Genomic DNA, 4,232 nt, shown 5'->3' with positions numbered 1-4,232 from the left:
GCGTTCGTGTTCTCCGGTCAGGGTGGTCAGTGGGCGGGGATGGGGCGGGGTCTGTATCGCGAGTTCCCGGTGTTCGCTCGGGCGTTGGACGAGGTCTGCGGGTTGTTGGGATTGTCGGTGGAGGTGCTGTTCGAGGACAAGGAAGGAGTGCTCGGGGAGACGCTGTTCACGCAGGGCAGCGTGTTCGCCCTGGAGGTGGCGCTGTTCCGGCTGGTGGAGTCGCTGGGTGTGCGGCCGGACTTCCTGGTCGGGCACTCGGTCGGCGAGGTGGCGGCGGCGCATGTGGCGGGTGTCCTGAGCCTGGAGGACGCGTGTGCGCTGGTGGGTGCGCGCGGCCGGTTGATGCAGGGGCTGCCGGGTGGTGGGGCGATGGTGTCGCTCCAGGCGTCGGTGGCGGAGGTTGTGGAGTCGCTGGTGCCGGGCGCCGAGGTCGCGGCGGTCAACGCGGCGGACGCGGTGGTGGTGTCGGGCGACGAGGCGGCGGTCGCGGCGGTCTCCGAAGTCTGGTGGGGGCGTGGTCGTCGGGTGCGGCGGCTGGAGGTCAGTCACGCGTTCCATTCGGCGCGGATGGATCCGGTGCTGGAGGAGCTGGGTCGGGTGGCGGCGGGTCTGTCGTTCGGTGAGCCGGTGATCCCGGTGGTCTCCACCGTGGCTGGGTGCCCGGTGGACATGGGCGAGCCCGGGTACTGGGTGCGGCAGGTCCGGGAGCCGGTCCGGTTCGCCGATGCCGTGGAGTGGCTGGCTGGCCAGGGCGTGACCGGGTTCGTGGAGGTCGGTCCGCATCCGGTGCTGGTGGGGAACGGGTTGATGCGGCGGGGTGGTGATTCCCCGGAGCGGTTGTTCGCGGGTCTGGGGCGGTTGTGGGCGGACGGTGCGATGCGTTGGACGCCGCCCGCGACCACCACGGCGGGCGTGCGCGTGCCTTCGTACGCCTTCCAGCACCAGCACTACTGGCTCCAGCCCACCGCACTGGCACCGATCGGTGACGGTCGGCTCGACCACCCGCTGCTGCGGGACGCCATGGAACTCCCCGACGACAACGGCGTGGTGCTGACGGGTCAACTCGCCACCGCCGCGCAGCCGTGGCTCACCGAACACGTCATCTCGGGCTCGCCCCTGCTGCCCGGCGCGGCGTTCGTGGACCTGGCGCTCCGGGCCGGCGAACACGTCGACTGCCCGGCGGTCGAGGACCTGACGCTGGAGACGCCCCTGGTGGTCGCGGACGGCGTGCAGGTGTCCGTGACCGTCGGCCCCGACCGGGCGGGTCGGCGCAGCGTCGCGATCCACTCGCGCGCAGACGGCGAGTGGGTGCGGCACGCCACCGGGACCCTGGGTGCCGTGCCCGTCGCACCGCGGGAGCCCTGGGCGCGGCAGTGGCCGCCGCAGGCCGAAGCGGTCGACCTCGACGCCTTCTACGACAACCTGGCCGACGCCGGATTCGTCTACGGCACGGCCTTCCAAGGTCTGCGAGCGGCTTGGCGCGACGGCGACACCCTCTACGCGGAGGTGGCCGCGCCCCCCGGCGACAGCCGGTTCGCCCTGCACCCGGCCCTGCTCGACGCCGCGATCCAGATCGTGACCGTCGCCGACGACCGGGCGAAGATGCCGTTCTCCTTCGCCGGCATCTCCTGGTGGCGCGGCGCCGAGCACGCCAGGGTCCGGCTGACCATGACCGGCGAGGACACCTGCGCGATCGGCCTCGCCGACCAGTCGGGCGCGCCGGTCGCCGAGATCGCCTCGTTGACCCTGCGCCGGCCGGCCGGGGCCACCACGCAGGACGTGCCGTACCAGGTGGCGTGGCCGGTGCTGGAGACGGCGACCACCGAACCGGACATTCCGGTCCACCACGCCACCTCGCCCGTCGAGACCCTGCGGGTGATCCAGGACTTCCTCGCCACGGACACCCCGCGCATGGTGGTCGCCACGCGCAACGCCGTGCCGGTCCGGCCGGGCGAGGACGTCGACCCGCAGGCCGCCGCCGTCTGGGGCCTGGTCCGGTCGGCCGCCACCGAGCACCCCGGCCGGTTCGTGCTGGTCGACGGCGACGACGGCGACAAGGTCCGGCTGGCCGGCGACGAACCCCAGCTGGCGATCCGGGCCGGCGCCGTGCACGTCCCCCGCCTCGAACGGGTGCGGACCGAACCGCTGCCGTCGCCGCTCAGCCCCGAGAGCACGGTGCTCGTCACCGGCGGCACCGGCACCCTGGGCGGCACGATCGCCCGCCACCTCGCCGTACGGCACGGCGTGCGGCACCTGCTGCTGGTCAGCCGGAGCGGCCCGGACGCCCCCGGCGCGGCCGTGCTGGCCGCCGACCTGGCCGCGCTGGGCGCGACCGCCGACATCGTGGCGTGCGACGTGGCCGACCGCGAGGCGGTGGCGCGGCTGCTCGCCGCACACCCGGTCACCTCGGTGGTCCACGCCGCGGGCACGCTGGCCGACACCGTCGTGGAATCCCTCACCCCGCAGCAGTTCGCGCGGGTGTGGGAGCCGAAGGCCCTCGCGGCGCGGCACCTCCACGAACTGACCTCGGACCTGGAGGCGTTCGTGCTGTTCTCGTCGGCGGCCGGCGTGCTGGGCGGCGCGGGCCAGGCGAACTACGCGGCAGCGAACGCGTACCTCGACGGCCTCGCCGCACACCGGCACGCCGAGGGGCAGCCGGCCGTGTCGCTCGCCTGGGGCTACTGGGCGGAGGCCAGCGGCATGACCGGCGGTCTGACCGCCACCGACCGGCACCGCCTGGCCAGGGCCGGCGTACGGCCGCTGCCGACGGCGGACGCGCTGGCCCTGTTCGACGCCGCGCTGACCGCGGGCGCCCCGGTCCTCGCCCCCGTCAGGTTCGACCTGCCGGCACTGCGCCGGGCCGGCGACCCGCCCGCCCTGCTGCGGGAGCTGGTGCGGCCCCGGCGCAGGCAGGCCGCCGACCGCGAGTGGACGCAGGCCGACGTGCTGCAACTCGTCGTGGGCCAGGTCGCCCTCGTCCTGGGGCACTCGTCATCGGAGGCGGTCAACCCCGACCAGGCGTTCACCGACATCGGGTTCGACTCGCTCACCGCCGTCGAGCTGCGCAACCAGCTCGACGCGGACACCGGCCTGCGCCTGCCCGCCACGCTCGTCTTCGACCACCCGACACCGACCCGCCTCGCCGCCTTCGTGCACACGCGGCTGCACGGCGCCGCCCCCGACCCGCTGCTCGCCGAACTCGACCGGCTCAGGTCCACGCTCGACACGGCAGCCGCCGACGCCGACTACGAGACCGTCGCGGCCCGCCTCGAAGGACTCCTCGCGGCCTGGACCGCCAAGCGCACCGGCTCCGCGGCCGGTGTCGACGAGGCCAGCGACGACGAGCTGTTCAGCCTTCTGGACGATGCACACCGCAAGACCGAGGTCATCCGCTCGGGCGAGTCCCGAAACGCTGAGGAGTAGTCATGTCCGACGAACAGAAGCTCCGTACTTACCTCAAGCGCGCCACGGCCGACCTTGGAGTGCTCAGCAAGCGCCTCGCCGACATGGAGGAGGCCGCGCGCGAGCCGATCGCGATCATCGGCATGGGCTGCCGCTACCCGGGCGGGGTGGAGTCCCCCGACGGCCTGTGGCGGCTCGTCTCGGACGGCGCCGACGCGATCACCGAATTCCCGCCGGACCGTGGCTGGGACGTCGTCTACGACCCCGACCCGGACCGGCCGGGCACGACCTACAGCCGGTCGGGCGGCTTCCTCGCCGACGGCGCGGGCTTCGACGCCGGGTTCTTCGGCATCTCGCCGCGCGAGGCGCTCGCCATGGACCCGCAGCAGCGGGTGCTGCTGGAGACCGCGTGGGAGACCTTCGAGTACGCCGGCATCGACCCGACCACGCTCGGCGGCAGCCGAACGGCCGTGTTCACCGGCCTGTGGTCCTCCGGCTACGGCAACCAGCCGCCGCCGGACCTTGAGGGTTTTCTCGCCACCGGAACCGCCACCAGCGCCACGTCCGGGCGGGTGTCGTACCTGCTGGGGCTGGAGGGTCCGGCGGTGTCGGTGGACACGGCGTGTTCGTCGTCGCTGGTGGCGATCCATCTGGCGGCGCAGGCGCTGCGGGCGGGGGAGTGCTCGCTGGCGCTGGCCGGCGGTGTGACCGTGATGGCGACGCCGGCGGGGTTCGTCGAGTTCTCGCGGCAGCGGGGCCTCTCCGTCGATGGCCGGGTGAAGGCGTTCGCCGAGGCGGCGGACGGCACCAGCTGGGGCGAGGGCGCCGGT

At 74.0% G+C, this 4,232-nt stretch carries 2 protein-coding genes; both read left to right on the top strand.

The annotated features are described in order from the left end of the window. Window positions 1-3,423: type I polyketide synthase (locus IEZ12_RS36275; RefSeq protein WP_189278538.1), on the top strand; the 3,423-nt coding region annotated here is incomplete at its 5' end. Window positions 3,424-3,425: 2 nt separating this feature from the next. Next, the coding region (locus IEZ12_RS36270) for a beta-ketoacyl synthase N-terminal-like domain-containing protein (protein ID WP_189278536.1) at window positions 3,426-4,232 on the top strand (807 nt) is incomplete at its 3' end.

Origin of the sequence: Kitasatospora griseola (assembly GCF_014648555.1) — a bacterium.
GTDB classification, from domain to species: Bacteria; Actinomycetota; Actinomycetes; order Streptomycetales; family Streptomycetaceae; genus Kitasatospora; species Kitasatospora griseola.
Note: the sequence above shows the minus strand (reverse complement) of the source record. Positions and strands in the feature narration are given on the sequence as shown.